The following is a 23,220-nucleotide window of genomic DNA, read 5'->3' as shown; positions in this document are numbered from 1 at the left end:
GGCCCCGATGGGGACGGCGGGTGGGCGCGCCGGGGGTCAGGGCCGCAGGACGACCTTGCCGAGGTTGGCACGGGCCTCGATGATCTCGTGCGCTCTCGCGGCCTCGGCCAGCGGGATCTCGGCATGCACGGCGGGCCTCAGCCTCCCGGACGAGGCGAGCTCCCAGAGCTCGTCGCCGTGCCGGTCGTAGAGCTCGCGGTGAGCGGTGGAGAACCACGCCATGGTGAGGCCCGTGACGGTCTTCGCCCCGGACAGCAGGTCGAAGGCGGGGACGGTGCCGCCACCGGAGGCGAAGAAGACCATGCGGCCGCCGGGCGCGAGGGCGGCGACCGCACGCGGAAGGAGACTTCCGCCGACGCCGTCGAGGACGACGTCGACCGGGTCCCCCCACACCGCGCTGTCGTAGGTCACCACCTCGTCCGCGCCCAGCGCCCGCAGGAAGCCCGCCTTGGCGGGAGAGCCGACGGCCGCGACGACCCGCCGCACCCCCTGAATCCTGGCCAGCTGGACCGCGAGGTGCCCCACGCCGCTCGCGGCCCCGGTGACCAGGACCGACTCGCTCGCGGCGGGACGGGCGGTCGCGAGCGCGGCCAGGGCGACGTGCCCGCCGCGCACGAGCGCGACGGCCTGTACGGCATCGGCTCCGTCCGGGATCCGGCTCGCGAGGAAGGCGGGCACCACGGCGAGCTCCGCGTACGAGCCGGTGAAGCTGAGGGCGGTGATCCGGTCGCCGACCCGGAAATCCGTGACGTCGGGACCGAGCGCCTCCACCCGTCCGGCGACCTCGCCCCCCAGCACCCCTGGGAGGGCGACACCGCCGCCTTCCCCGCGCACCCTGCGTACCGAGGGCAGGCTCACGCCGATGGCCTCGGTCCGGACCAGGACCTCGCCGGGCCCGGGCTCCGGAGCCTCCGCCTCCTCGACGCGGAGCACTTCCGGGCCGCCGTACTCATAGAAGCGGACTCGCCGCATGGACACCTCCGGATCATCGAAAGGGCCAACGGTAGTGCGGAAGTCATTGGTAGCTCCAATGGTTTTTCCGCTGCCCTCGCCGCATGGAGGAAGTCCCCTACGCCCCCGCCCGGATCAGAAGTGCCCCTCCAGGTCGGCGAGCAGCAGCCGCTTCGGCTTGGCGCCCCTGATCTGCTGGACGACCTCGCCGTCCCGGTAGAGGTTCAGCGTGGGGAACCCCATGACGCCGTACCGCTGGGCGATCTCCGGGTGCGCATCCGCGTCGATCTTGGCCACCGTGAGGCGCTCGCCGTACTCGTCGGCGATCTGCTCCAGGATGGGCGCGATCATCTTGCACGGGGGGCACCACTCGGTCCAGAAGTCCACGAGCACGGGCTTGCCGCTGCGCAGCACCAGCTCGTCGAAGTTCTCCGCCGTCAACGTGATCATGGTTCTCCTCGTCGTGAAACCAGGCAGCCCGGGCAGGCGTCGGCCAGCTGGGCGGCCACATCGGATCGGCGGGCCAGCAATGCGCGGATCTCGGTGTCGATCTCCGCCAGCTTGCGCTGGTAGACGGCGACGGACTCCGGGCACGAGCCCCCGCTCGGGTGCCCGGACCTCAGGCAGTCCACGAACGGCCGGGTGTCGTCGAGCGTGAAGCCCACCGCCATCAGCGCGCGGATCTCGGCGACGATCCGGACGTCGGACTCGTCGTAGTCCCGGTACCCGTTCGGCGAGCGCCGGGCTCTGATGAGCCCCTGCTGCTCGTAGTAGCGCAGCGCTCTCGGGCTCACCCCCGCCCGCCGCGCCAGCTCTCCGATCCGCATCGGCCCTCCTCATCCGCGACCGTAAGCGTTGACGCCGGTGTCAATGTCAAGGCTCAGGCACGCCTAGAAATGCCGCCATCGCAAGACATTCGGGTAGAAGATCTCCAGGCCCTCGGTCTCCTCGATGGCGGCCTCGGCCACAGAGGGCGTGAACTCGATGCGCAGCACCGCCTCCAGGTCGGCCCTGGAGGCGAACACCATGCGCAGATCCAGCTCCCGCCGCTCCCAGCCCTGCCGCGACCAGAACCTCTCCCCGTCCTGCGGCGAGTACGACGGCAGCGACCGGCGGAACCAGCGCCCGAAGGCCCCCCGGGAGGCGTCCACGTCCACGACGAACGCCGCCCCGCCCCGCCTGACCACTCGTGCCAGCTCCCGCAGGCCGGGCTCGCAGCCGGGGCCGAAGAAGTACGCCCAGCGGGCGACCGCCACGTCGACCGACGCCCCGGTCAGCGGCAGCGCCTGGGCGGTGCCCGTACGGACCTCGGCGTTCGGCAGGGCGGCGCAGCGCGCGGCGGCGGTGGCGGCCAGGCCGGCGTGCGGCTCCACGCCGACGACGCGGGCCGCCGTCGCGGCCGCCGCCGGCAGGTGGAACCCGGTGCCGCAGCCGATGTCGAGCACGGTGCCGCCGTCCCAGGGGCGGACGGCCCGCATGGCGGCCTCCACCGCGCCGTCGGGGTCCACCGCGCGGTTCTCCAGCTCGTAGACGTGGGGGGAGTTCCAGATGTTCGGGCTGGGTACGGCCCCGCTCGCGATCCGTGCCATGCGTCAACGATAGTTCGTGATCTTGGTTCCATCATTGTGGCGAAGCGTCACATGGGGCCGGTCCGGCTTAGGCTGGATCCGTGAAGGGGCGCATGGAGCGAACGGACGGCCACGGCTATGGGACTGAACGTGCCCGTCGAGCCGCCAGGGGAAGGCGGGCCTCATGAGTGACATCCGCGTGCCCAACGCGAAGGTGGCGTTGTCCACCGCTTCGGTGTACCCCGAGCGCACGCCGGACGCGTTCGAGCTCGCCGCGCGGCTGGGTTACGACGGCGTCGAGATCATGGTCGGGCAGGATCCGGTCAGCCAGGACGTGGAGGTCCTGGAGCGGCTGAGGGACCACTACGAGATGCCCATCCTCGCCGTGCACGCGCCCTGCCTGCTGGTGACCCAGCGGGTGTGGGGCCGCGACCCGTGGGTGAAGCTGCAGCGGGCCCGTGAGGCCGCCGAGCGGCTGGGCGCGCAGACCGTCGTGGTCCATCCGCCGTTCCGCTGGCAGCGCGACTACGCCAGGGAGTTCGAGGCGGGGCTGGCCAGGATGCGGGAGGAGACCGGCGTCCTGTTCGCCGTGGAGAACATGTTCCCGCTCCGCGCCCGGGGCAACGAGGTCGTGCCGTACGCGCCCGACTGGAACCCGATCGACTACGACTTCCCGCACGTGACGCTGGACCTGTCGCACACGGCGGTGTCCGGCTCCGACGCGATGGAGATGGCCACCAAGCTCGGCGACCGGCTCGCGCACCTCCACCTCGCCGACGGTCTCGGCACGACCAACAAGGACGAGCACCTCGTCCCCGGGCGCGGGTCGCAGCCGTGCGCGCCGCTCCTTGAACGCCTGGCCGGCAACGGGTACGCCGGGCTGGTCGTCCTGGAGATCAACACGCGCAAGGCGATCAGCCGGACCGAGCGGATCGACGACCTGGCGGAGGCGCTCGCGTTCGCCAGGCTCCACTTCGCCGCCTCCTCGACGGCCTCGTGAACGGCCGGGCCGGCCGCTCCGGGGCGCGGCGGAGCCGGTGATGAGCGAAGGTCTCGAGGAGAGCCACCAGCTCTTCGGCCGGGTCGCCGAGGAGTACGACGCGGCCCGGCCGCGCTACCCGGAGGCGCTGTACGTCGCCTTGGAGGAGCAGTCCGGGATGCGGCTGGCCGGTGCGCGCGTCGTGGACGTGGGCGCGGGGACGGGCATCTCGACGAGGGGCCTGCTCGACCGCGGCGCCCGGGTCGCCGCCGTGGACCGCAGCGACCGCATGCTCTCCCGCCTGCGGGCCCGTACGGCGTGCGGCGCCCTTCTGGCCGACGGGAACGACCTGCCCTTCCGGGACGGCGCCGCCGACCTGGTGACCTATGCCCAGTCGTGGCACTGGCTCGACCCCGCGCTGTCGGTCGCCGAGGCCGTACGGGTGACGGGGCCGGAGGGCGCGGTGGCCGCCTGGTGGAACACGGTGGACGCGGGCAAGGCCGACTGGCTGGCGGCCTACCAGGTGCGGCTGGCGGAGTCGTGCTCCGGATACGTCGGCCCGGCGCTGCCCGGCTGGAGCATGCCGCCGATCGCCGGCGTCATGGCGGCCGCGGGGCTCGCCGTACGAGAGACCTGGATCGGGTGGACGAGGTCGGTGCGGCTCGACGACTTCCTCACCGACCTGCGCTCGCGCTCGTACGTGGCGAGGCTGAACGGCCACGAGGTGGAGGAGCTGGTGAACCGTGAGCGCGCGGAGATCGGCCGGGTCTTCGCCGACGGCCGCCTGACCGTCCCCATGCGGGTCTACCTCGCGACGGGCCGCAAGAGCCGACCCGGGGGAGGGTGACGTGACCGACGGCGCGACGGGAGGCGGCGCTGTGGAGAGCCGGGCGGGTGACGCCGCCGGAGGTCTGACCGGTCGCGGTGCGAACGGGACGAGCGGGCGGCGCCGTCCGGGGCGGCGGCCCGGCACGGCCGACACGCGCGGCGAGATCCTCACGGCGGCGCGGAAGGTGTTCGCGGAGAAGGGCTTCGACAAGGCGACGATCCGGGGCATCGCCCGGGAGGCGGGCGTGGACCCGGCGCTCGTCCATCACTACTTCGACACCAAGGAGGGGACGTTCGTCGCGGCCATGCAGTTGCCCGTCGACCCCTCGGTGGTGATCCCCATGATCATCTCTGGCCCCAGGGAGGAGATCGGCGAGCGGATCGTCCGTTTCATCCTCACGATGACGGCCGATCCGAAGGCGCGGGAGCAAGTCCTCGGAGTGCTGCGCACCGCCATGGTCCACGACCAGGCGGTGGCCATGATCCGCGAGTTCTTCACCACGGCCGTCCTCGGCCGCGTGGGGGAGGCGCTCGGGGTGCCGCCGTTGCGGATGCAGGCGGCCTTCTCGCAGATGTTCGGCGTCGTGGTGATGCGCTACATCCTCGAGCTGGAGCCGCTGGCCTCGGTGGAGACCGAGGAGCTGGTCGATCTGCTCGGCCCGACGCTCCAGCGATATCTCGGGGAGTAGCGGCCACCCCTTATCGTGGACAGAGCTTTGTTCTAGCATCGAGCGGCGCGGTGACATGGCGCGCGGGGGCGGTGGCGGAGCGCAAGTTACCGACCGGTACCATTCGGTGTGACCCCGTGGTCACTGTGGACGACCGGCGTCCCTGCGCCGGCGGCCGAGACGGATAGGGGAGGACCCGTGCTCTGGGTAGCGATAATCGGGCTCGTCGCGACCGCGGTGGCGGTCGCCCTGGCGAGCCGCCGGGTGCTGTTCCTGTACCGGCTGGCCACCAGCGGCCAGCCCGCCCCCGAGCGCGTGGAGTACGCCAGGGCGAACGCGGGCGCGGAGATCAAGGCACAGCTCGTCGAGGTCTTCGGTCAGCGCAAGCTGCTGAAGTGGACGCCGTCGGGCACGGCCCACTTCTTCGTCATGTGGGCGTTCTTCATCCTCGCCACCGTCTATCTGGAGGCGTACGGCTCGCTGATCCAGGGAGCCGTCACCGGTAAGCCCGATTTCCACATCCCGCTCATCGGCACCTGGGCCATTCTCGGTTTTCTGCAGGATTTCATCGCGGTCGCGGCACTGCTCGGCCTGATCGCCTTCGCGGCGATCCGGATCAAGAACTCGCCGAAGAAGCTCGGCCGCGGGTCGCGTTTCTCCGGCTCACATCTGGGCGGCGCCTGGCTCATCCTTTTCATGATCTTCAATGTGATCTGGACGATGTTCCTGTTCCGGGGCGCGGCCGTCGGCACCGCCAACTTCCCGTACGGCCCGGCCGCCTTCGCCTCGCACCTGGTGGCCCGGATCCTGCCGGGCAGCGAGGCGCTGGAGGCCGTCGGCCTGCTGCTGCACATCGGCGTCATGCTGGTGTTCCTGGTCATCGTGGTGAACTCCAAGCACCTGCACATCTTCAGCGCGCCGCTCAACGTGCTGTTCTCCCGCCGCCCGGACGGCCTCGGCCCGGTGCCGCCGATGCGCAGCAACGGCGCGGTGCTGGACTTCGAGGAGGCCGACCCCGACGTCGACGTCTTCGGCCGGGGGAAGATCCAGGACACCTCCTGGAAGGGCTTCCTCGACTTCTACACCTGCACCGAGTGCGGCCGCTGCCAGTCGCAGTGCCCGGCGTGGAACACCGACAAGCCGCTGTCGCCGAAGATGCTCATCCTCGACCAGCGCGACCACGCCTTCGCCGTCGCGCCGTACCTGCTGGCGAGCGAGCAGGAGCGCGCCGGCTTCTCCGAGGACGTCCTGGCCCTGCTTGAAAAGCCCCTGGTCGGCGAGGACGGCGTCATCCACCCCGACGTGCTGTGGTCCTGCACCAACTGCGGCGCCTGCGTGGAGCAGTGCCCGGTGGACATCGAGCACATCGATCACATCATCGACATGCGCCGCTACCAGGTGATGATCGAGTCGTCCTTCCCCTCCGAGGCGGGCGTGATGCTCAAGAACCTGGAGAACAAGGGCAACCCGTGGGGCATGTCCGAGATGAAGCGGGCCGACTGGATCGAGGAGCTTGATTTCGAGGTCCAGCTCATCGACGACAAGATGCCCGAGGACGTCGAGTACCTGTTCTGGGTCGGCTGCGCCGGTGCGCTGGAGGACCGGGCCAAGAAGACCACCAAGGCCGTGGCGGAGCTGCTGCACATCGCGGGCGTGAAGTTCGGCGTGCTCGGCCCGATGGAGGCGTGCTCGGGCGACCCGGCCCGGCGCCTCGGCATGGAGTTCCTGTTCACGATGCTCGCCCAGCAGAACATCGAGACGCTCAACGAGGCCGGGGTCAAGAAGATCGTGGCGACCTGCCCGCACTGCTTCAACACCCTGGCCAACGAGTATCCGCAGCTGGGCGGCCACTACGAGGTCGTGCACCACACCCAGCTGCTGGCCCACCTGGTCGAGGAGGGCAGGCTCACCCCGATCACCCCCATCGACCAGAAGATCACCTACCACGACCCGTGCTTCCTCGGCCGCCACAACAAGGTGTACGCCCAGCCGCGCGACATCATGGCCAAGGTGCCTGGCGTACGGACCCAGGAGATGCACCGCTGCAAGGAGCGGGGGTTCTGCTGCGGCGCGGGCGGCGCGCGGATGTGGATGGAGGAGCGGATCGGGAAGCGCATCAACACCGAGCGGGTGGACGAGGCGCTCACCACCGATCCGGACGCCGTCTCCACCGCCTGCCCGTTCTGCCTCGTGATGCTCGGTGACGCGATCAACGAGAAGAAGAACGCGGGCGAGGCGAAGGGGACCCTTGAGGTGGTGGACGTCGCCCAGCTCCTCATTAAATCGGTCAAGCAGTCGTAGACCATTCTTTGCAGTGCGTTCGAACTATCTGTGGATTCCGCATGTCAATGCGGTAGAAAAAGGTGCCTGGGGGCCAAGTAACGGCAAAGCCTTTCTCCACATAACAGGAAAATCACGGTAACCTCAACGTTGGCTCAATCAACGGGGAGGGGGCTGGACGGTGGGCGTTGTCGTCACCGACGCGGAGGTCACACTGGCCGACGTCCTGTCCCTCCGCATCGCGATCGAGGAGCCGCTGGGGGACGGCACCCGGCTCGTCCTGCGGCACCGGGGCAGCGGCGCGGAACGGCACGTGCTGCTGGGCGCGGCGCGCGGGCGGTCGAGGGACGCCAGTGTCGCGGTCTCGCTGGCGCCGCTCGCGCTCGTTCCCGGGCGCTGGGACGCCTACCTGCAGCAGGACGGCCCGCGCACGCGTATCCAGAGCGTGGACCCCGGCTTCTCGCTCGACCGTCTCGACGCGTACGCGCTGGGCCGGCGGACCATGGCCTACCGGGCCTACCGCACCCGCACCGGCTACCTCGCCATAAAGATCGACCAGGCGCGGCCGGTCGCCGACGTCCGGGCCGTGTGGTTCCGGGAGGGACGCTTCGAGGTCACCGGTCTGCTGGCCTACACCGGCCTGGACGACGACGACCAGCAGCGGGAGGCCCGGCTCGCCCTCCGGTACGGCGCCCCGGCGACGGCCGCCTCCCCGGAATCCCCGGAATCGCGGGAGTCCACGGACTCTCCGGAATCCCCAGGCGGCGCGGCGGCCACCGTGACCTTCTCCGCCACCGTCCAGGGCGTCCGTTTCCACGCGGCGCTGTCGCTGTGCGACGTGGTCGCCGCCACCCCGGACGCCCACGGCGTGTGGGAGCCGTCGCTGGAGGTCGACGGCGTCGACCGGAGCCTCCCGCTGGGCGCGCGGCTCGACGACGTCGAGGGCAAGCGCCGCCGGGTGCACTATCCCCGGGCCCTCGTGGACGGCGTCCCGATCAGGCCCAGCTTCACGTCCGACGATCAGCTTCTGCTTGAGGTGGGCGTGTGAAGATCACCTTCCTGGTCCCCTCGGCGTACGGCATGCGCGGCGACGTGCGGGCGGTGCTGAACCTGGCGGGGGAGCTGGCGGGACGGCACGAGGTGGAGGTCGTCAGCGTCCGGCGGACCAGGGAGACGCCGTTCTTCTCGATCGACCGGCGGGTGGCGCTGCGGTGGCTGGTGGACTCCCGTCCCGGCGTGCCGCACCTGCTGCCCCGCGGCCAGGTGCGCACCGAGGTGGCGCTGTGGCGGATGCTGCGCGGGCTGTCGGCCGACGTGCTGGTCACCGCCAGGCCGTCGCTCAGCGTCCAGTCGGCCAGATACGCCCCTCGCCATGTCGTCCGGATCGCCAGGGAGTGGGGCAGGCCGACGGTCCCCGGGCCGGTCCGCCGCTTCTATCCCCGGCTCGACGCCGTGGTCGCGAGCACCGAGAGCGGCCGGGACGAGTGGGCGGGCCTCCTCGACGACGACCTGTCCGTCCACGCCATCCCCGACTCGCTGCCTGCCGTGCCGTGGCCCCGGTCGCGGATGGACAACCGGATCGTCAGCGCCGGGGGCCGGCTCGTGCCCGGCAAGGCGTACGACCGGCTCGTCCGGGCGTTCGGGATCGTCGCCGACAAGCGGCCCGACTGGCGGCTGCGGCTGTACGGGAGCGGCCCGGAGGAGCGGCGGCTGCGCGCCCTGGTCCGCGATCTCGACCTGCACAACCACGTGTACTTCATGGGCACGACCCCGGATCTGCCCGGCGAGTTCGCCAAGGCCTCGATCGTCGCGGTGCCGTCCCAGCACGAGGTGCTCGGCATGGCCGTCATCGAGGCGCTGAGCTGCGGGGTCCCGATCGTCGGCTTCGAGGGGGCGCGCGGCCCGGGGCAGTTCCTGCGGCCGGGCCTGGACAGCGTCCTGGTGGCCGAGGGGGAGGGCGACGTCGAGTCGTACGCGGGGGCCCTGCTCTCGCTCGTCGACGACGAGCGGCGCCGCATGTCGCTCGCCGCCGGGGCGCTGGAGACCGCTTCCGGGTACGCCGCCCCCGCGATCGCGGCCCGCTGGCAGGAGCTGATGTACGGCCTGCGCTCGCGGGACTGATCGCCTTCGCGGGCCAGGCGCCGCCGCCGGGTGGTTCGCCGGGTCAGGCGGCGCCGGGTGGTTCCCCGGGTCAGGCGGCGCCGGGTGATTCGCGGGTCAGGTGCGCTGCCGCCGCAGGAGCAGCATCGCCGCGTCGTCCGGCAACGGGCCGCCGACGTGGGCCAGCAGGTCGGCCCGGAGGGCGTCCAGCGCCACCTGCGGATCGGCCGCTGCGAGCAGGTGGGTCCGTTCCTCCAGCGGGTAGAAGCGCCCGCGCCCGTCCCGCGCCTCGATGACCCCGTCCGTGTAGAAGAGGATCTGGTCGCCCTCGCCGAAGGCGATCCGGTACGGCTCGGGCACCCGCGTGCCGAGGTCGGCCAGCCCGAGGGGCGGCGCCACCTCCTGCGGCTCGGCCAGGTACGTCCCGCCGTCCCCGTACAGCAGGAGGGGCGCGGGGTGGCCGTAGTTGAGCAGTGAGATCTCCTTGTCGTGCACCTCGGCGAGCACGGCGGTCACGAACTTCTCCCCGCCGAGGTGCCGCCCGAGGCTCGTCTCCAGCCGCTCGCCGACGCCCGACAGCCCGGCCTCGTCGTACGCCGCCTCCCGGAAGGCGCCGAGAACCCAGGCCGCCGTCTCGACGGCGTCCAGGCCCTTGCCCTGCACGTCGCCGACGAGCAGCCGGACTCCGCCGGGCGTGGTCACGACCTCGTACAGGTCCCCGCCGATCTGCGCGTCGGCCACGGCGGAGGTGTAGGACAGGGCGATCCGCAGATCCCCGGCCCGGCGGGGCACGGGGCGCAGCAGGACGCGCTGGGCCACCTCCGCCACCTGCCGGACGGACGCGAGCTCCCGTTCCCGGCGTACGCGCAGCCTGCTCGCCAGCATGCCGGCCGCGGTGACCCCGCCGATCGTGCCGAGGACGATCAGAGTCTGCTGCCTCCCGAGCCCGCCGTGGGCACCCAGCGGCAGGCAGACGGCGACCGCTATCACGCCGACGGCAGTGGTGTACCGGACGCCGCCCGACATCGAGGCGAACGCGGGGCCCAGCGTCAGCAGCGGCACGAAGACCACCGCCGGCCCGGCCAGCAGGTCGAGCAGGGCCACAGTCGCCATGACGGCGAAGGGCAGCGAGCGGAGGATGGTCTGCGCTCTCATCGAGGCTCCCTCGCCGGCTGCGTGCCAGTCCATGGATCCTTCCCCCGGTCGTGCGGAAATACCCCCCGGCTCGCGGCCGGGGTGCCGAATACCTGTCGCGGGTATCGTGGGGGCATGCATGGCTACAGCGCGGACAAGCAGGCCTACCTCACCCGCTTGCGGCGGATCGAGGGACAGATCCGGGGGCTGCAGCGGATGGTCGACGAGGACACGTACTGCATCGACATCCTCACCCAGGTGTCGGCGGCGACCCGGGCACTGCAGGCCGTGGCGCTCGGCCTCCTGGAGGACCACATCGGCCACTGCGTCAAGGAGGCGGTGGAGGGGGGCGGTCCGGACGCCGACGCGAAGGTCAAGGAGGCGTCCGCCGCCATCGCCCGCCTCGTCCGGTCGTAATCCGGCGGATCGCCTGGTGCGGCCCCTCACCCGTTCCTGACTGGGTCCCGGAAGTCGCCGCGGCGCTACTTGGCCTGCGAAACTGTCGTCTCCCCTGCCGGCGGCGCGAGTCCGACGAGCTTGGAGAGGAATCGATCGGCTTGCTCGGGGAAGGGCGGCCAGGGCAGGTCAGGCTCATTGATCCGCAGAGACAGCATGCCGACGACGGCCGTCCGGAGATCGAGTGCGACGGCGGCGGCGTCCCCTGGCGAGGCGACCCCGGCGTCCATGCAGCGCTGCACCGCGGCCGTGGTGCGCCTGAACAGGACCTCCTTGAAAGGCATGCCTACCTTGCTCTCGTGCATCACCTTGTGGATGCCGGGATGCTCCTGCACCCAGGCCGCCTGCGCCAGGATGCGTGCGCGCAGGCGGAGAGCGGGGTCCTGATGTGCGGCCTCGGCCTCATCCGTGGCCTGGAGCATCTCCGCATGGCAGCGTTGCATGGCCGCCGCGACGAGCGCGTCGCGATCTGGGAAGTACAGATAAACAGAGTTGGGGGATATCGACACCTCACGTGCGACCGCGCGCAGCGACAAGGCCTCGTCGTCGGCCAGCTCGCCGAGCATCCGCACGGCGGCGGCAATGATCTCCTCCCGCAGCCGCTCCCCCTGCCCACGCGCGTTGGGGCGGCGAGGGCCGGCAGACGGACCTGCCGAGGTGGTGTCGTCCATCGTCGGATCATTCTAGCTGCGCGTCCTTGCGCTGCGGCCGCCCTTGACAATACGCTTGTTCATGCAAGGACGGTTGTCCACATAACTTAAGGATCGCAATGCCGCTAACGCTCCAAGAGGCTCAGACAGTCATCGCCGGCGCACACGAGCGCGCCGCCAAGATGGCCGCATCGGTCACGGTCGCGGTCGTCGACGAAGGCGGACACCTGCAGGCTCTCGGCCGCATGAACGGCGCAGCGCCGCTCTCGGCCCAGATCGCGGAGACCAAAGCGGCCAGCGTCGCTCTCTTCCGCCGCGACGGCGCCGCACTGCGCCAGATGCAGGAGGCCTCACCCGGCTTCTTCGCCCAGCTGGATCGGGCCGTGCGGGTGCCCATCCTGGCGGGCGCCGGCGCGGCGCTCATCCTGCGGGGAGACACCGTCCTCGGTGCCCTGGCGGTAAGCGGCGGAATGGTGCCTGGGCAAGACGACGAATGCGCGGAAGCAGCGCTTGCTGTTCTCGCTCCCTAGCTTCGGGGAGGGCGGTCTGTGGTTCGGCCTGGGGGTGGCGTTCGAGGTAGCGGGCCTTCGCCGTCGCCGCCATCACCCACCTCGCCGAGTGCCGTCGGTAACCGGCAACCCGGGTCGGGAGCGGTGGGGAGCTCGTGAGGGGCTGCACTAGTCAGAAAAAACCATCCCGGACCCCCACCGGGAGCCCGGGATCGTTGCTCTCACTGGCTTCAGCGGCTCGCCGAAGTCCGCAATCCGAGCGCGTTGTCGAGCTCTTCCAAGGTCAGTCGGTCATCCGTGAAGTTCACGGCCTCCAGCACCTCGGCGTAGAGCGCGATCTCGTCCAACGCGACACGGTCGTGGACCCGAGAGTCCAGGTCGTCGTGCCCCACCGCGTCGTCCTTCCTTCCGCAGCCCACACCCACCATGAGGTTACGTCCGGGTACGTTGGCGCGACATGGCCCATCGGGACCATTCCGCCCGGTACCTCTCGTACCCCTCTGACCATTTCCCTGATACCGAGATCACGATTCGATGAAAAGGGCGGTGATGTAGGGAAGGGATTGCTAAAGCGGAGGTAAGGGAGAAATATCCGAATTAGTAGTTTCGAAGAGCCAGCCGGAGTCCGTGGCGTGGTGGGGCACGTGCTTGGGCATCTCCGGCCGCGGCAGCGGGTCGTCCCGCTGGTGGATCAGGCACTGGACCACGGCCGAGCAGGTGGCGAAGCCTCTGGGCGGCGGCGCGGTCCCCGTGAGCCCGCACCAGGCCAGGCCCGTCGCGTACGCCGATCCGAGCAGGGCGGCGGCCGTGCCGCGGTCCGGGGGGACGAGCCCCGGCGGCAGCGCCCCCTCCCGGGGCCAGCAGCGGCGCAGGGGGTGCGCGGGCTCGGCGAGCGCCAGGTAGAACGCCTCCCGCAGCTCGTCGTCGATCCACGGGTAGATGGCGGTGACCACGGCGGCCGTGGCCGAGCTGCCGGGAGCCCAGGCCGGCTCGGACATGCCGCAGAGCTCCGCCACGTCGGCCGCCAGCAGCGAGGCGGCGACCGGCCTGGGGTCGAGCCCGCGGGAGGCCGTGTAGGACAGCGCCTCCACCAGGTCGTACAGGGTGTGCCTGAAGTGCTCGCCCGCGGACGTCTCGGCCAGCGCGGCCGTCACGAGATGGGGCGGGCAGCGCGCCAGCCACGCCTGCCGTGCGGCGGCCGCCGACGAAGGGCTGTGGTCGGCCCAGGGGGGAGTGTGGGAAGGCCCGGCCATCGCGAGCAGGGCGTCGGCCCTCGGCTGGAAGCGGGGGTCGGCGCGCAGCACCATGGCGGTCTCGGTCATCAGGCCGATCAGCCGCCGGGCGGCCTGCGGCGCGCCGGAGGCCATCCGCTCGGAGTAGAGGGCGATGAGCGCGCCGAGCGATCCGGCGGGCAGCCAGCGGACCCACTCGTCCCCCGGCAGCGGCCTGGCCAGGAACTCGCCGAACATCGACAGCAGCACCTCGTTGCCGTCGAAGGCCGGCGCGTAGGCGCACCACATGATCGTGCCCCAGACGGCGGCCACCGTGCCCGCGACGTCGCGGGCGAACAGGTCCTGGAACGGGCTCGTGACCAGCGGGAAGTCCTCACGCCGCAGGCCGCGGTGGGCCAGCAGCAGCGCTCTGATCCGCTCGGTGACGTCGCGCGGCACGTCGGGCCCCACGAACCCCTGGGGCGAGCCCGGGGCCCGGACGAAGTCGGGGCCCTTCGGGACGAGCAGATGCGGGACGGCGACCCCCGGCGGCCGCGGCAGGGCGGCCGACCGGACGGCCGGGTGGACCGGGGGAGCCGACAGGTGCCACCGCCCGTCGACACGGTCGAGGCGGTACCACCGGGCGTGCGCGCCGAACAGCCACGAGCAGCCGTCGGGCGTGACCAGCGCCCGCTGGGCGATCGCGTCGGCCCGGACGTACGGCGGCAGCAGGGCCCAGCGTCCGTCGCCGACCAGGGCGCGTACGTCGCGCTCGATCGCCGTGAACCCGTCCCAGTGCACGCGGCCATGGTAGTTGGGAGTGCGACAGCGGCGGGGCCGATGAGACGGCTGAAACTTTCACTTCCGCCGTACGATGCTGACCTGCGGAAACACGGCTGATGCGGTGAGTCCCCACAAACGGCCCCCGTATCCTCTTGGCATGGCCTCCGGTGGCGTATTCCATAGGTGCTCGTGACGGAGATCCAGCAGGCAGTGCCCGGCGGGGAGCCCGGCGCCGCCAAGGCGCAGACGGCGGCACCGGCCGGGGCAGCGGTGACCGGAACCCCGGACGAGGTCACGGACGAGACCACGGAGGAGGTCACGGACGAGGCCCCCGGCAAGGCCGTCAAGCCGGATGCCGGGGCGGCGGACGGCCTCCCCGGCGAGAACGCCGCCGCGCTGTCCGGTAAGGGCCTCGCCGGCTGGGGGGCGCGCCTGCTCGCCCGCCCAGGAGACCGTACGGCCCTGCTGATCTGGTTCTTCTGGCACGTGGCCACGTACATCTACATGGTGCTGGCCGCGCCCGGCCGGACCGAGGCGCCGATCCTCGACCGGCTGACGCCGTGGGACTCGGACAACTTCATCATCATCGGTCAGTACGGCTACGACGGCTCGCCGGGCATGCCGGACGCGCCGAAGCTGACCGCGTTCTTCCCCGGCCTGCCGTTCCTCCTGCGCTACCTGCACGTGGTGGTGTCGGACTGGAGCCTGGCGATCGTGCTCGTCTCGGTCGTGGCGAGCGCGGTCGTCGCGGTGGCGCTGTCGCGGCTGAGCGACTCCTACCGCGAGGGCACCGGCACCTGGACCGTGCTGGCGTTCTTCCTCAGCCCGTTCGCCGTGTTCATGCTGGCGGGATACTCCGAGGCGCCGTTCCTGGCGCTGGCGATCCCCGCGTGGCTGCTCGCCCGGAGGGGACGCTGGGAGGCGGCCGCCGTCTGCGCGGCGTTCGCTTCGTCCGTCCGCATCTCGGGCCTGTTCCTCGCGGCCGGCCTGGCGGTGATGTTCCTGGTCGCGGAGAACGGGCTGCGCTCGACGGGCTGGCGTCGTGCGCCCTGGATGGCGCTGCCTGCGGTGCCGGTGCTGGCGTACATGGCGTACCTGTGGACCCGCACCGGCCAGCTCATGGCCTGGAAGCAGGCGGAGGCCGACTACTGGGGCCGCTACCCGGAGAAGCCGTGGCAGGTGTTCCTCAACACCTGGGACCGGTCGATGAACGAGCCCATCCTGCAGACGTCGTACCGCGAGGAGATGCTGGCGGCGGCCGTGCTGGTGATCCTCATCGTCTGGCAGCTCGCGCGCCGCCGGTGGGCCGACCTGGCCTACCTCGCGCCGCAGGCGGTGGCGCTGCTCGCGATGTCCTCGTTCTACATGTCGGTCGGGCGCGCCTCGCTGCTGTGGTGGCCGCTCTACCTGTCGGTCGGCATCACCGGTGCCCGCCGGCCATGGGTCTTCATGGCGTATCTCGCGGTCGCCGCGCCGGTCATGGCAATCAATGTAGGAAATTTCACCACCGGCGCCTGGGTGGGTTGATCCGCTTTCGGGAAGATCCTCCGGCTATAGGGGGATATGTCGTTCTTGATCCCCTGCTGACGGCGGATCCCCGTGAGGGGCTCCCGGAGGCGGGAGGTTGTGGCGCGTGCATCGGCGGACGGGCGGGAACGGACAAGCACGGCGGAGGCTGCGGGCGGGGATGTCGCGCGGCATTCTCATGGGGACGGCCCTCGCGGCGGTGATCGTGGGCCCGGCCGGCCTGGCGTGGGCGGCCGGGCCCGAGTCGTACCGGGTGAGCGTGCTGACCTACAACGTGTGCGGCTCCAACAACAGGGCGAACACCTGCGCCGCCGACCTCACCCCCGAGCGCCGCAGGACCTGGGCGCGGCAGGTCGCCGGCCTGATCAGGAGCCGCGACGTGGACGTGGCCTCGTTCACGGAGATGTGCTACGCCCAGGTGAGCCTGCTCAAACCGGAGCTGCCGGGCTACCGGATCGTCTGGTACGGCATCGCCGGCAAGCCGGGCGCCGGCGACGCGTGCCGCCGGATCTGGGGCGACCTGACCACGGACACGACGCCACCGGACGGCATGACGTTCGGCATGGCGCTCGCGCTGAAGGAGGGCACCGACGCCCCGCCGTTGCGGCGGCGGCTCCGCGTCGATCACGCGCCGGCCGACGCGGACGCCACGATCCACCCGCGCGGCCTGCTGTGCGCCACCGGGATGGCCGGCCCCCGCCGCTCGGTCTGCTGTGTGACGCACCTGTCCGACACCGAGACGCCCGCGCAGGTGGCCGGCCTGGTCGCCCGCTACGCGGACGGCAGGCCGGTGATCCTCACCGGTGACTTCAACCGGCTGCCCGGCCACGGACAGCTCTCCTCGCTGTACGGCATGGGCGTCGGCAGCGGGAGCTACACGGAGGCCGACGCGGCGCCGTGCGGGGTGCCGAGGCGCGGCGGCGATCCGACGACGCGGGGTGGCCGCAAGATCGACTACATCTTCGCGACGGAGGCCGACTACCAGGCGGCGGGCGCCGAGGCGATCCAGACGCGTCCCGAGCTCTCCGACCACCTGGCCCTGGCGGGCACGCTCATCGCGACGGCGCCGTGGCCGCGGAATGACGCCGCGCCTTGGCGAGGTAGTTGTCGGGAGTCCGGGCGAAGGAGGCCCGGTCGGCGTCGGTGAGCTCGCGGACGATCCGCCCGGGCACACCCGCGACCAGCACGCCCGCCGGGATCTTCCTGCCGGGCGGCACCAGGGCGCCGGCCGCCACCAGCGAGCCGGCCCCGATGACCGCGCCGCCCAGCACGACGGCGCCGATGCCGACGAGCGCGCCGGTCTCGACGTACGCGCCGTGGACCACGGCGCGGTGGCCCAGGCTCACCCGGTCCTCCAGGATCGCCGGCTCACCGGGGTCGGCGTGCAGGCAGCACAGGTCCTGCACGTTGCACTCGGCGCCGACCTCGATCCGCTCGTCGTCGCCGCGCAGGACCGATCCGTACCAGACGTTCGCGGCGCGGCCGAGCAGCACCCTCCCGACGACCACCGCCCCCGGAGCCACCCAGGCCTCAGGGTGGATGCTCGGCACGGCGTCGTCGTCCAGTCCCGCGATGTACGACATGCCCCCATGATCCCATGGGGCTCGCGGCGGCCCGGCGTCCCCATCAGCCCGGCTTCCGGGCTCTGGGGCGGGCATTTTCCCTGACAGCTGTGGCGTTCGGGTTGCGATGTCCGTCGGATAGCAGGAAAGTCGTGTCCTGACGCGCGTTACCGTCGTTTGTCTCCAAACCCCCGGGGCTTCTCATGACGAACCAGACCGATAACTTCCCCGACCTCATGAGTGACGACTCCTTCGAGGTCGTTATGCGTGGGTACAGCCGCCGGCAGGTCCACGACTACATGATCCGGACTCGCAACCAGGTCCGAGACCTGGAGGAACGGCTCGCCCGCACCATCGACCAGGCCGAGCAGAGCCGCATCGAGCTGGCCGAGGCGCGCCGCAAGCTGACCGAGTCCCCGCAGAACCCCGATGAGCTGGGGGAGCGGCTGAGCCAGATCCTCAAGCTGGCGCACGAGGAGGCGGCGGCCAACAAGCAGGCGTCCGAGAACGACGCGCTCCGCCTGCGCGAGAACGCGGCGGCGGAGTCGGAGCGGCTGGTGACGTCGGCGCGTGAGCAGGCCGACGCGATCCGCACCGCCGCCCAGGAGGAAGCCGAGCGCCGGGTCGCCGACGCCACCACCTCCGCCGAGCGGATGCTGTCCCAGGCCGGGTCGGACGCGGAGGAGACACTGGGGGCGGCGCGGGCCGAAGCGGACGAGACCCTGCGCAGCGCCCGCGCCGAGGCCGAGCGCCAGCTCACCGCCGCCCGGATGGAGGCGGAGCGGGTGCTCAGCGAGGCGCGCAGCGAGTCGGAGGCCATCCTCACCGCGGCGCAGCAGCGGGTGAGCGCGCTCGACGAGCACACGGGCCGTCGCGTCTCCTACCTCACCGACACCCACGCGGAGGTCGTGCGCAGGCTGGGCGAGATCGGCTCGGTCCTCGGTGACCTGCTTCACCGCGAGGCGGCCGCCGGCCCTCTGATCGACGAGGCCACCGTGCTGCCTCCTCGGGCGCCCGCCCCAGACGCCGTGCAGGAGCCGGACGCCCCCGCCCCCGCCTCCGAGAACGGGCACCGGCAGGAGGAGGAGCAGGAGACGGCGGCGGACGCCGAGCCCGTCGTCGACGTCCACGACGACGCGCACCCCGCGGAGGCCGGTGACGAGGGGGACGTGCGAGTGATCGTGGAGGAGCCCCGGCACGAGCAGCAGCACGAGCAGGACCACGGCGGGGCCGAGACGGCGGAGGACACCGACGTCGACCTCGGCCGCGTCCGGCGGCCGGGCGGCCAGGAGCGCCTCCGCGCCAACTAGCCGCCTGGTGGTGGAAGCGGAAGCCCCCGCCCCCGATCGGGTCGGGGGCTTCCGCGCTCACGGATCCGCGGCAGTGGCACGTTCCTCTTGCTCGCGCAGCTGCTCCCGCAGCCCCCTGGGATCGTCGGCGTCGATCGTCATCGCGCATCCCGCGTCCCGCTGGATCTCGCTGAGCGGATGATGCCGGGTGGCCCACCAACGGCCCGCGTCACTCCGCCAGATCGTCCATTTTGGGAATTCCCGGGCAATCTCAGCGAGGTGTCGGTCAAAGGACATCCGTTCACACCTTCCCTCGCCGTGCACGGGTGCTCGTGACGTCTCTTCCTCAAAGTGCGGGACATCTCTAGAGAAATCAATGATCGAGAGGGACAGGTCAACCTATCGCCGGACTTGTGCCCTTGACTTAGGCGTCGAAGTCGTACTGGAGTACGTACGACGCGGCGTCAAGGGTCATCTCGTTCAGCTCGACCGGCACCGCCTCCGCGGCGTACGCGATCCGGCTGACCACGATCACCGGCGTGCCGGCCGGCAGTTTGAGCAACTCGACCTCCCTCGGCAACGGCATCCGCGCCCGGACCTCCTCGGTGAAGTGGACCGGGGCGCGGCCGAGATCTCCCAACCGGGCGTACACGCCTCCCGGCCCGGTGTCGGGCAGCGTGACGGCCGTGCCCTCGACCAGATCGGCGGGGAATTGCGAGGCCGCGAGTTGCACGGGATGCCCGTCGACCGAGTAGCGCCGGCGGCGTACCCACACCTCCGCCGTGCCCAGCAGGCGCGCCGCGTGCTCGCTCGCCTGCTCCCGCTGGATCTGGAAGTCGTCCACGACGTACGACCGGCCACGGGCGTCCGCGTCCCAGATGGCCAGTCCCTGTCCCCACTGCTCGCGGGCGAGCCGCCGGGATCCGTGCCGCCGGATCGGGCGAAACAGGCGGACGTACACGCCCGACCCTCGTCGTGGCACGGCCAGGCCCTCATTGATCAATACGGCCAGCGCCTGCCGCGCCGTGGCCCGTGCGATGCCGTACTCGGCCATGAGCGCGTTCTCACCCGGTAAGCGATCCCCATCACCGAGTGCGCCGGAAAGGATCTGATCGCGCAGCCGGTCGGCGATGCGCCGATAGATCGGGGACTCGTGATGCACCGGGGATTCCGTCACGTTTGATCACCCTCTGTCACCAACGGGGGATTGGCGTCTACAGAGAACTTGCCCCGTCTTGTCCACGATCGCACAGAGTCGCAGGTGCGTCCCGTGCTTATTTTGAGCTGATCGTGCCGGTGTGGTGATCTTTGGGAGTTATTGCCAGCCGTAATGATGGAACGGTCCCATCCGGTATTCGTGCGGCCCTCCACGCTGAGTCATCGACGCTGGGAATACGCTGCCACGACGCTTCCGCCCCAGGTCAAGGAGGGGACGGCGAACGGACTCGGGTGGGGATGCAGGGAACTATCCCGGTGGTAAGGGCCGGAGTGTCCATTTTTCAGCCGCGGCGCGCCGGGGAGCTTTCCGGGCATCTGACGGTGGGCCGGGGAAGGGTATCGACATACGGTGATATCCGGGGACATCAGTGTGGTGACAAGGAGCTGCCCGTGGCGACCAGCCGTACCGAATGCCAGGCCCTCGACGCGCAGGACCCGTTGCGGAGCTTCAGGGAGGAGTTCTCCCTCCCGCCGGGGATCGTCTACCTTCTCGGCAACTCGCTGGGCGCCCTGCCCCGGCGGACCCCGGAGCGGGTGGCCCGCACGGTCGAGACCGAGTGGGGGGTCCACCTCGGAGCGAGCTGGAACACGGCCGGCTGGTGGGACCTGCCGCAGACCACCGGCGACCGCCTCGCGCCGCTGATCGGCGCGGGTCCGGGGCAGGTTCTCGCGGGAGACTCGACGTCGGTCTGCATCTTCAAGGCGGTGGCGGCCGCTCTTCCGCTGCGGCCGGGGCGCAACGTGATCATCTCCGATCTCGACAACTTCCCCACGGACCGTTACGTCGTCGAGGGCGCCGCCCAGGCGCTCGGCGCGTACGAGATCCGCGATATCGGCTCGCCGGACGAGTCGCTGGACGAGGCGCTCGGCGACGACGTGGCCCTGGTCCTGCTGTCGCAGGTGGACTACCGCACCGGTGCGGCGCGGGACATGGCGGCGGTGACGGCGCGGGTCCACGCGGCCGGAGCGCTCATGATCTGGGACCTGTGCCACAGCACCGGAGCCCTGAACGTGGACGTCGGCGACGCGGACTTCGCGCTCGGCTGCACCTACAAATACCTCAACGGCGGCCCCGGCGCCCCGGCGTACATCTATGTGGCGCCGCGCCACCAGGAAGCGGCCCGCAACGTGCTGTCGGGCTGGCACGGGCACGCGGCGCCGTTCGCCTTCGAGTCCCACTACCGGCCCGCCGACGGGGTCCGGCGGTTCGCCAGCGGCAGCCCGCCCGTGCTGTCGTACGCCGCGCTCAACGCCTCCCTCGACATCTGGGAGGGGGTGGACATGAGCGAGGTCAGGGCCAAGAGCCAGGCGCTGACCTCGCTGTTCATCGAGCTGCTCGACGAGCTGCACCCGGGGCTGACCCTCGCGACGCCGCGCGACCCGGGTCGCCGGGGCAGCCAGGTGAGCTACCGCCATCCCGACGGATACCCGGTGATCCGGGCGCTCGCGGACCGCGGCGTCGTCGGCGACTTCCGGGAGCCCGACTTCATCAGGTTCGGCTTCGCCCCGCTCTACCTGCGCTACGTGGACGTCCACGACGCCGCGACGGCGCTGGCGGAGGTGCTCGCCAAGGAGCTGTGGCGGGATGAGAAGTACGCCCGGCGGCTGACCGTCACCTGAAGCGGCGCGCTGTGCTCACGTCCCTGCGACGTCACCACGCGTGGCGCGATCACGACAGGGACGCGGTGTCGTCCGCGTCCCGTGTCGTCCGCGTCCCGTGTCGTCCGCGTCCCGTGTCGTCCGCGTCCCGTGTCGTCCGCCTCGTCCCGTGCTGTCCGGGGAGTCGCGTCGTACGGCGGGTGGGGCGGGGTCAGCGGCGCTTGGCCATGCCGGCGACGATCTCGTGGGCCAGCTCCACGCACTGCTCGCAGATCCGGCCGCCCTCGCCGTGGACCATGTGCACCCGGGCCCCGGGCGGCTGCCGGCAGAAGGAGCACGCCATGTCCAGCTTGCGGCGCCGGTTGGCGAGCTGGCGGTGGGCGAAGGGCGGCGTGAAGCGCTTTCTCGCGGCCTGCTTGGAGAACCCGAACCGCTCGCCGATGGCGGTCCAGGAGGCGCCGGCCTGACGGGCCTGGCGTACGGCGAGGTCGAGCAGGGCGTCGGCATCGGTGCTCAGCTCGCCGCCGAGGGCGATGGCGGCGGTCAGCGTCTCAAGGGGGTCGGCGGGGTCGCCCGCTCGCGAGCGGGCCCGCTCCAGTAAGTCAGATGCGTCCATGGCGGCAACCATAAGTTGTCCCCCGACGGTGATCAAGCGGCGCCGGGCCCCGCTCTCCCTCCGGCGATTCATGACCTAGCCTGGCCAGGTGAGACTGCCCGCCGGACGGGCCCGGGACCTGTTCGCGACGGCTCCCGTCGCCCGGCTCGCCACGTTGGGGAGCGAGGGCGCGCCGCGACTGGTCCCCGTGACGTTCGCCGTCGAGGGCGACGTGATCGTGACAGCCGTCGACCACAAGCCCAAGGCGACCACGGACCTGCGCCGGTTGCGGGACATCGCCCGCGACCCGCGCGTGTGCCTGCTGGCCGACCACTACGAGGACGACTGGCGGCGGCTGTGGTGGGCTCGGGCCGACGGGCGGGCCGAGGTCGTGCAGGGCGGGGCCGAGCGTGAGCGGGCCGTCGCCCTGCTCGTGGGGAAGTACGCCCAGTACCGCGGGCGCCCGCCGGCCGGGCCCGCCGTCCTCGTCCGGGTAGACCGCTGGTCCGGCTGGTCGTACGCCGGTGGAGAAGGCGACGACGCCGCGCCGGGCACGGTGGACGAGGAAAACGCGGCGGACTGACCCCGGCCGGCGGGCTTCAGGTCAGTCCCGTAGCCCTAGTCGAGCTTGACGTCGACTCCGGCTTCCCCTGTGCACTTCAAGCCCTTCTCGCCCTTGGCCGCGGAGCCCCCGCCCTTGGAGTCCGTGACTTTGGGAGGGACAGGCTTGGGGCCATCGGTGACCTTGAAGTCCTCGCACTCAGGGTCACCGCACCCCGGCATCCCTGCGCCCTCGCCCCTGCCGTCCCTGCCCTTGGAGTGCGTCACTTCGGGGTGGACAGGCCTGGCGTCACGGGCGCTGGGGTCCTCGATGCCCTTGGGGCCGAAGGTGCGCTTGTCGTCCTCGCACTTGGAGGCGCCGCACTTGTGCGCCCCTATGAGCCGGCCCTTGACGCCCGGCTTCGATCCCCCCATCATGCCCTCGGCCTTCTTGCCCACGTAAATCTTGCCGTTCTTGTCGACCACGATCACCTTCTCCCCCGGCGGGATCGTCGCGACCAGCTTGCCGTTCTTGAACACCTTGCGGCCCTTGACCTTGATCGAGGTCTTGAAGCGGTGGGCGGGGGTGCCGGGGCCGGGCGCCTGGCACGCCACCACCGTGGACGGCCCGCGGTCCTTCGGGAGCGGGCCGCTCGCGTCGGCGGCCGTCGTGACGGAGCCGGTCAGCCCGAGGGCGAGACCGCCGATCAGGAGAACACTGGACATTCGCATGAGACAACTCCTTCGTCGGTCGATGCGTGCGTGAGCACACT

At 71.3% G+C, this 23,220-nt stretch carries 26 protein-coding genes; 13 read left to right on the top strand and 13 right to left on the bottom strand.

Going from position 1 to position 23,220, the window contains the following annotated elements:
- Window positions 1-36: 36 nt before the first annotated feature.
- The 4 genes from AB0B72_RS30950 to AB0B72_RS30935 form a co-directional block, all read right to left on the bottom strand.
- A complete protein-coding gene (locus AB0B72_RS30950; protein WP_367742790.1) occupies window positions 37-972 on the bottom strand; it encodes a zinc-binding alcohol dehydrogenase family protein in 936 nt (311 codons plus the stop codon).
- A 114-nt stretch (window positions 973-1,086) separates the two neighbouring features.
- Complete coding sequence (gene trxA, locus AB0B72_RS30945) at window positions 1,087-1,401, bottom strand: thioredoxin (protein WP_367742774.1); 315 nt, start codon at window positions 1,399-1,401, stop codon at window positions 1,087-1,089.
- A complete protein-coding gene (locus tag AB0B72_RS30940; RefSeq protein WP_367742773.1) occupies window positions 1,398-1,778 on the bottom strand; it encodes a MerR family transcriptional regulator in 381 nt (126 codons plus the stop codon). The genes trxA and AB0B72_RS30940 overlap by 4 nt, the downstream gene beginning before the upstream one ends.
- A 63-nt stretch (window positions 1,779-1,841) precedes the next feature.
- Complete coding sequence (locus tag AB0B72_RS30935) at window positions 1,842-2,540, bottom strand: class I SAM-dependent methyltransferase (protein WP_367742771.1); 699 nt, start codon at window positions 2,538-2,540, stop codon at window positions 1,842-1,844.
- Window positions 2,541-2,703: 163 nt separating this feature from the next.
- On the opposite strand from AB0B72_RS30935, the gene AB0B72_RS30930 reads away from it, so the two are divergent.
- From AB0B72_RS30930 to AB0B72_RS30905, 6 genes are all read left to right on the top strand, one after another.
- A complete protein-coding gene (locus tag AB0B72_RS30930; RefSeq protein ID WP_367742770.1) occupies window positions 2,704-3,519 on the top strand; it encodes a sugar phosphate isomerase/epimerase family protein in 816 nt (271 codons plus the stop codon).
- A gap of 40 nt (window positions 3,520-3,559) precedes the next feature.
- Window positions 3,560-4,345, top strand: a complete 786-nt coding sequence (locus AB0B72_RS30925; RefSeq protein ID WP_367742769.1) for a class I SAM-dependent methyltransferase — start codon at window positions 3,560-3,562, stop codon at window positions 4,343-4,345.
- A gap of 1 nt (window position 4,346) precedes the next feature.
- Window positions 4,347-5,015 (top strand): TetR family transcriptional regulator, encoded by a 669-nt coding sequence (locus tag AB0B72_RS30920; RefSeq protein WP_367742767.1) that lies wholly within the window; start codon window positions 4,347-4,349, stop codon window positions 5,013-5,015.
- 177 nt (window positions 5,016-5,192) lie between these two features.
- On the top strand, window positions 5,193-7,295 hold the full coding sequence (locus AB0B72_RS30915; RefSeq protein ID WP_367742766.1) for a (Fe-S)-binding protein: 2,103 nt from the start codon (window positions 5,193-5,195) through the stop codon (window positions 7,293-7,295).
- 160 nt (window positions 7,296-7,455) lie between these two features.
- Window positions 7,456-8,322, top strand: a complete 867-nt coding sequence (locus tag AB0B72_RS30910; RefSeq protein ID WP_367742764.1) for a hypothetical protein — start codon at window positions 7,456-7,458, stop codon at window positions 8,320-8,322.
- Entirely contained in the window at window positions 8,319-9,395 is a 1,077-nt protein-coding gene (locus AB0B72_RS30905; RefSeq protein ID WP_367742763.1) for a glycosyltransferase, read from the top strand. Before AB0B72_RS30910 ends, AB0B72_RS30905 begins: the two co-directional genes overlap by 4 nt.
- A gap of 96 nt (window positions 9,396-9,491) precedes the next feature.
- Here AB0B72_RS30905 and AB0B72_RS30900 read toward each other — a convergent pair whose 3' ends face one another.
- The gene (locus tag AB0B72_RS30900) at window positions 9,492-10,529 is read right to left on the bottom strand and encodes a PP2C family protein-serine/threonine phosphatase (protein WP_367742762.1); all 1,038 of its coding nucleotides are present in this window, start codon (window positions 10,527-10,529) and stop codon (window positions 9,492-9,494) included.
- Between the two features lie 114 nt (window positions 10,530-10,643).
- Between AB0B72_RS30900 and AB0B72_RS30895 the strand changes: the two genes are divergently transcribed.
- Complete coding sequence (locus AB0B72_RS30895) at window positions 10,644-10,925, top strand: metal-sensitive transcriptional regulator (protein ID WP_367742761.1); 282 nt, start codon at window positions 10,644-10,646, stop codon at window positions 10,923-10,925.
- 65 nt (window positions 10,926-10,990) lie between these two features.
- On the opposite strand, the gene AB0B72_RS30890 is transcribed toward AB0B72_RS30895, so the two are convergent.
- Window positions 10,991-11,635 carry a TetR/AcrR family transcriptional regulator gene (locus tag AB0B72_RS30890; protein WP_367742760.1) on the bottom strand — a complete coding sequence of 215 codons (645 nt, stop codon included), beginning with the start codon at window positions 11,633-11,635 and terminating at the stop codon, window positions 10,991-10,993.
- A 98-nt stretch (window positions 11,636-11,733) separates the two neighbouring features.
- Here AB0B72_RS30890 and AB0B72_RS30885 point away from each other — a divergent pair, with 98 nt between their 5' ends.
- Window positions 11,734-12,144, top strand: a complete 411-nt coding sequence (locus tag AB0B72_RS30885; RefSeq protein ID WP_367742759.1) for a heme-binding protein — start codon at window positions 11,734-11,736, stop codon at window positions 12,142-12,144.
- A 209-nt stretch (window positions 12,145-12,353) separates the two neighbouring features.
- Here AB0B72_RS30885 and AB0B72_RS30880 read toward each other — a convergent pair whose 3' ends face one another.
- Entirely contained in the window at window positions 12,354-12,515 is a 162-nt protein-coding gene (locus tag AB0B72_RS30880) for a hypothetical protein (protein WP_169806330.1), read from the bottom strand.
- Between the two features lie 174 nt (window positions 12,516-12,689).
- Window positions 12,690-14,135 carry a hypothetical protein gene (locus tag AB0B72_RS30875; protein WP_367742758.1) on the bottom strand — a complete coding sequence of 482 codons (1,446 nt, stop codon included), beginning with the start codon at window positions 14,133-14,135 and terminating at the stop codon, window positions 12,690-12,692.
- Between the two features lie 171 nt (window positions 14,136-14,306).
- On the opposite strand from AB0B72_RS30875, the gene AB0B72_RS30870 reads away from it, so the two are divergent.
- Together AB0B72_RS30870 and AB0B72_RS30865 are read left to right on the top strand one after the other, a co-directional pair.
- Window positions 14,307-15,644: a mannosyltransferase family protein gene (locus AB0B72_RS30870; protein ID WP_367742757.1), complete on the top strand. Its 1,338-nt coding sequence runs from the start codon at window positions 14,307-14,309 to the stop codon at window positions 15,642-15,644.
- 160 nt (window positions 15,645-15,804) lie between these two features.
- Window positions 15,805-16,791, top strand: coding sequence for an endonuclease/exonuclease/phosphatase family protein (locus tag AB0B72_RS30865; RefSeq protein ID WP_367742756.1), 987 nt, complete (start codon window positions 15,805-15,807; stop codon window positions 16,789-16,791).
- Here the strand turns inward: AB0B72_RS30865 and AB0B72_RS30860 are convergent.
- A complete protein-coding gene (locus AB0B72_RS30860; RefSeq protein ID WP_367742755.1) occupies window positions 16,697-17,227 on the bottom strand; it encodes a gamma carbonic anhydrase family protein in 531 nt (176 codons plus the stop codon). The two genes, AB0B72_RS30865 and AB0B72_RS30860, sit on opposite strands and share 95 nt — an antisense overlap.
- A gap of 182 nt (window positions 17,228-17,409) precedes the next feature.
- Between AB0B72_RS30860 and AB0B72_RS30855 the strand changes: the two genes are divergently transcribed.
- Window positions 17,410-18,516 (top strand): hypothetical protein, encoded by a 1,107-nt coding sequence (locus tag AB0B72_RS30855; RefSeq protein ID WP_367742754.1) that lies wholly within the window; start codon window positions 17,410-17,412, stop codon window positions 18,514-18,516.
- A 57-nt stretch (window positions 18,517-18,573) separates the two neighbouring features.
- Here AB0B72_RS30855 and AB0B72_RS30850 read toward each other — a convergent pair whose 3' ends face one another.
- A complete protein-coding gene (locus tag AB0B72_RS30850) occupies window positions 18,574-18,792 on the bottom strand; it encodes a hypothetical protein (protein WP_367742753.1) in 219 nt (72 codons plus the stop codon).
- 127 nt (window positions 18,793-18,919) lie between these two features.
- Window positions 18,920-19,672: a GntR family transcriptional regulator gene (locus tag AB0B72_RS30845; RefSeq protein WP_367742752.1), complete on the bottom strand. Its 753-nt coding sequence runs from the start codon at window positions 19,670-19,672 to the stop codon at window positions 18,920-18,922.
- 431 nt (window positions 19,673-20,103) lie between these two features.
- Here AB0B72_RS30845 and kynU point away from each other — a divergent pair, with 431 nt between their 5' ends.
- A complete protein-coding gene (gene kynU, locus AB0B72_RS30840) occupies window positions 20,104-21,333 on the top strand; it encodes a kynureninase (protein WP_367742751.1) in 1,230 nt (409 codons plus the stop codon).
- Between the two features lie 190 nt (window positions 21,334-21,523).
- Here the strand turns inward: kynU and AB0B72_RS30835 are convergent, their stop codons facing one another.
- Complete coding sequence (locus AB0B72_RS30835; RefSeq protein ID WP_367742750.1) at window positions 21,524-21,928, bottom strand: ClpX C4-type zinc finger protein; 405 nt, start codon at window positions 21,926-21,928, stop codon at window positions 21,524-21,526.
- Window positions 21,929-22,016: 88 nt separating this feature from the next.
- On the opposite strand from AB0B72_RS30835, the gene AB0B72_RS30830 reads away from it, so the two are divergent.
- The gene (locus AB0B72_RS30830) at window positions 22,017-22,490 is read left to right on the top strand and encodes a TIGR03668 family PPOX class F420-dependent oxidoreductase (RefSeq protein WP_367742749.1); all 474 of its coding nucleotides are present in this window, start codon (window positions 22,017-22,019) and stop codon (window positions 22,488-22,490) included.
- Between the two features lie 35 nt (window positions 22,491-22,525).
- On the opposite strand, the gene AB0B72_RS30825 is transcribed toward AB0B72_RS30830, so the two are convergent.
- Window positions 22,526-23,173: a hypothetical protein gene (locus AB0B72_RS30825; RefSeq protein ID WP_367742748.1), complete on the bottom strand. Its 648-nt coding sequence runs from the start codon at window positions 23,171-23,173 to the stop codon at window positions 22,526-22,528.
- Window positions 23,174-23,220 lie beyond the last annotated feature (47 nt).

Source organism: Microbispora sp. NPDC049125, from assembly GCF_040802045.1.
Classification (GTDB): domain Bacteria; phylum Actinomycetota; class Actinomycetes; order Streptosporangiales; family Streptosporangiaceae; genus Microbispora.
The sequence above is the reverse complement of the archived record's forward strand: the minus strand, read 5'-3'. Positions and strand labels throughout refer to the sequence as shown.

What these genes read in the sequence shown, in the direction of transcription:
- AB0B72_RS30950 (WP_367742790.1), bottom strand. Translation starts at nt 972, where the DNA reads ATGCGGCGAGTCCGCTTCTATGAGTACGGCGGCCCGGAAGTGCTCCGC.
- trxA (WP_367742774.1), bottom strand. Translation starts at nt 1,401, where the DNA reads ATGATCACGTTGACGGCGGAGAACTTCGACGAGCTGGTGCTGCGCAGC.
- AB0B72_RS30940 (WP_367742773.1), bottom strand. Translation starts at nt 1,778, where the DNA reads ATGCGGATCGGAGAGCTGGCGCGGCGGGCGGGGGTGAGCCCGAGAGCG.
- AB0B72_RS30935 (WP_367742771.1), bottom strand. Translation starts at nt 2,540, where the DNA reads ATGGCACGGATCGCGAGCGGGGCCGTACCCAGCCCGAACATCTGGAAC.
- AB0B72_RS30930 (WP_367742770.1), top strand. Translation starts at nt 2,704, where the DNA reads ATGAGTGACATCCGCGTGCCCAACGCGAAGGTGGCGTTGTCCACCGCT.
- AB0B72_RS30925 (WP_367742769.1), top strand. Translation starts at nt 3,560, where the DNA reads ATGAGCGAAGGTCTCGAGGAGAGCCACCAGCTCTTCGGCCGGGTCGCC.
- AB0B72_RS30900 (WP_367742762.1), bottom strand. Translation starts at nt 10,529, where the DNA reads ATGAGAGCGCAGACCATCCTCCGCTCGCTGCCCTTCGCCGTCATGGCG.
- AB0B72_RS30895 (WP_367742761.1), top strand. Translation starts at nt 10,644, where the DNA reads ATGCATGGCTACAGCGCGGACAAGCAGGCCTACCTCACCCGCTTGCGG.
- AB0B72_RS30890 (WP_367742760.1), bottom strand. Translation starts at nt 11,635, where the DNA reads ATGGACGACACCACCTCGGCAGGTCCGTCTGCCGGCCCTCGCCGCCCC.
- AB0B72_RS30885 (WP_367742759.1), top strand. Translation starts at nt 11,734, where the DNA reads ATGCCGCTAACGCTCCAAGAGGCTCAGACAGTCATCGCCGGCGCACAC.
- AB0B72_RS30865 (WP_367742756.1), top strand. Translation starts at nt 15,805, where the DNA reads ATGTCGCGCGGCATTCTCATGGGGACGGCCCTCGCGGCGGTGATCGTG.
- AB0B72_RS30860 (WP_367742755.1), bottom strand. Translation starts at nt 17,227, where the DNA reads ATGTCGTACATCGCGGGACTGGACGACGACGCCGTGCCGAGCATCCAC.
- AB0B72_RS30855 (WP_367742754.1), top strand. Translation starts at nt 17,410, where the DNA reads ATGACGAACCAGACCGATAACTTCCCCGACCTCATGAGTGACGACTCC.
- AB0B72_RS30850 (WP_367742753.1), bottom strand. Translation starts at nt 18,792, where the DNA reads ATGTCCTTTGACCGACACCTCGCTGAGATTGCCCGGGAATTCCCAAAA.
- AB0B72_RS30835 (WP_367742750.1), bottom strand. Translation starts at nt 21,928, where the DNA reads ATGGACGCATCTGACTTACTGGAGCGGGCCCGCTCGCGAGCGGGCGAC.
- AB0B72_RS30825 (WP_367742748.1), bottom strand. Translation starts at nt 23,173, where the DNA reads ATGTCCAGTGTTCTCCTGATCGGCGGTCTCGCCCTCGGGCTGACCGGC.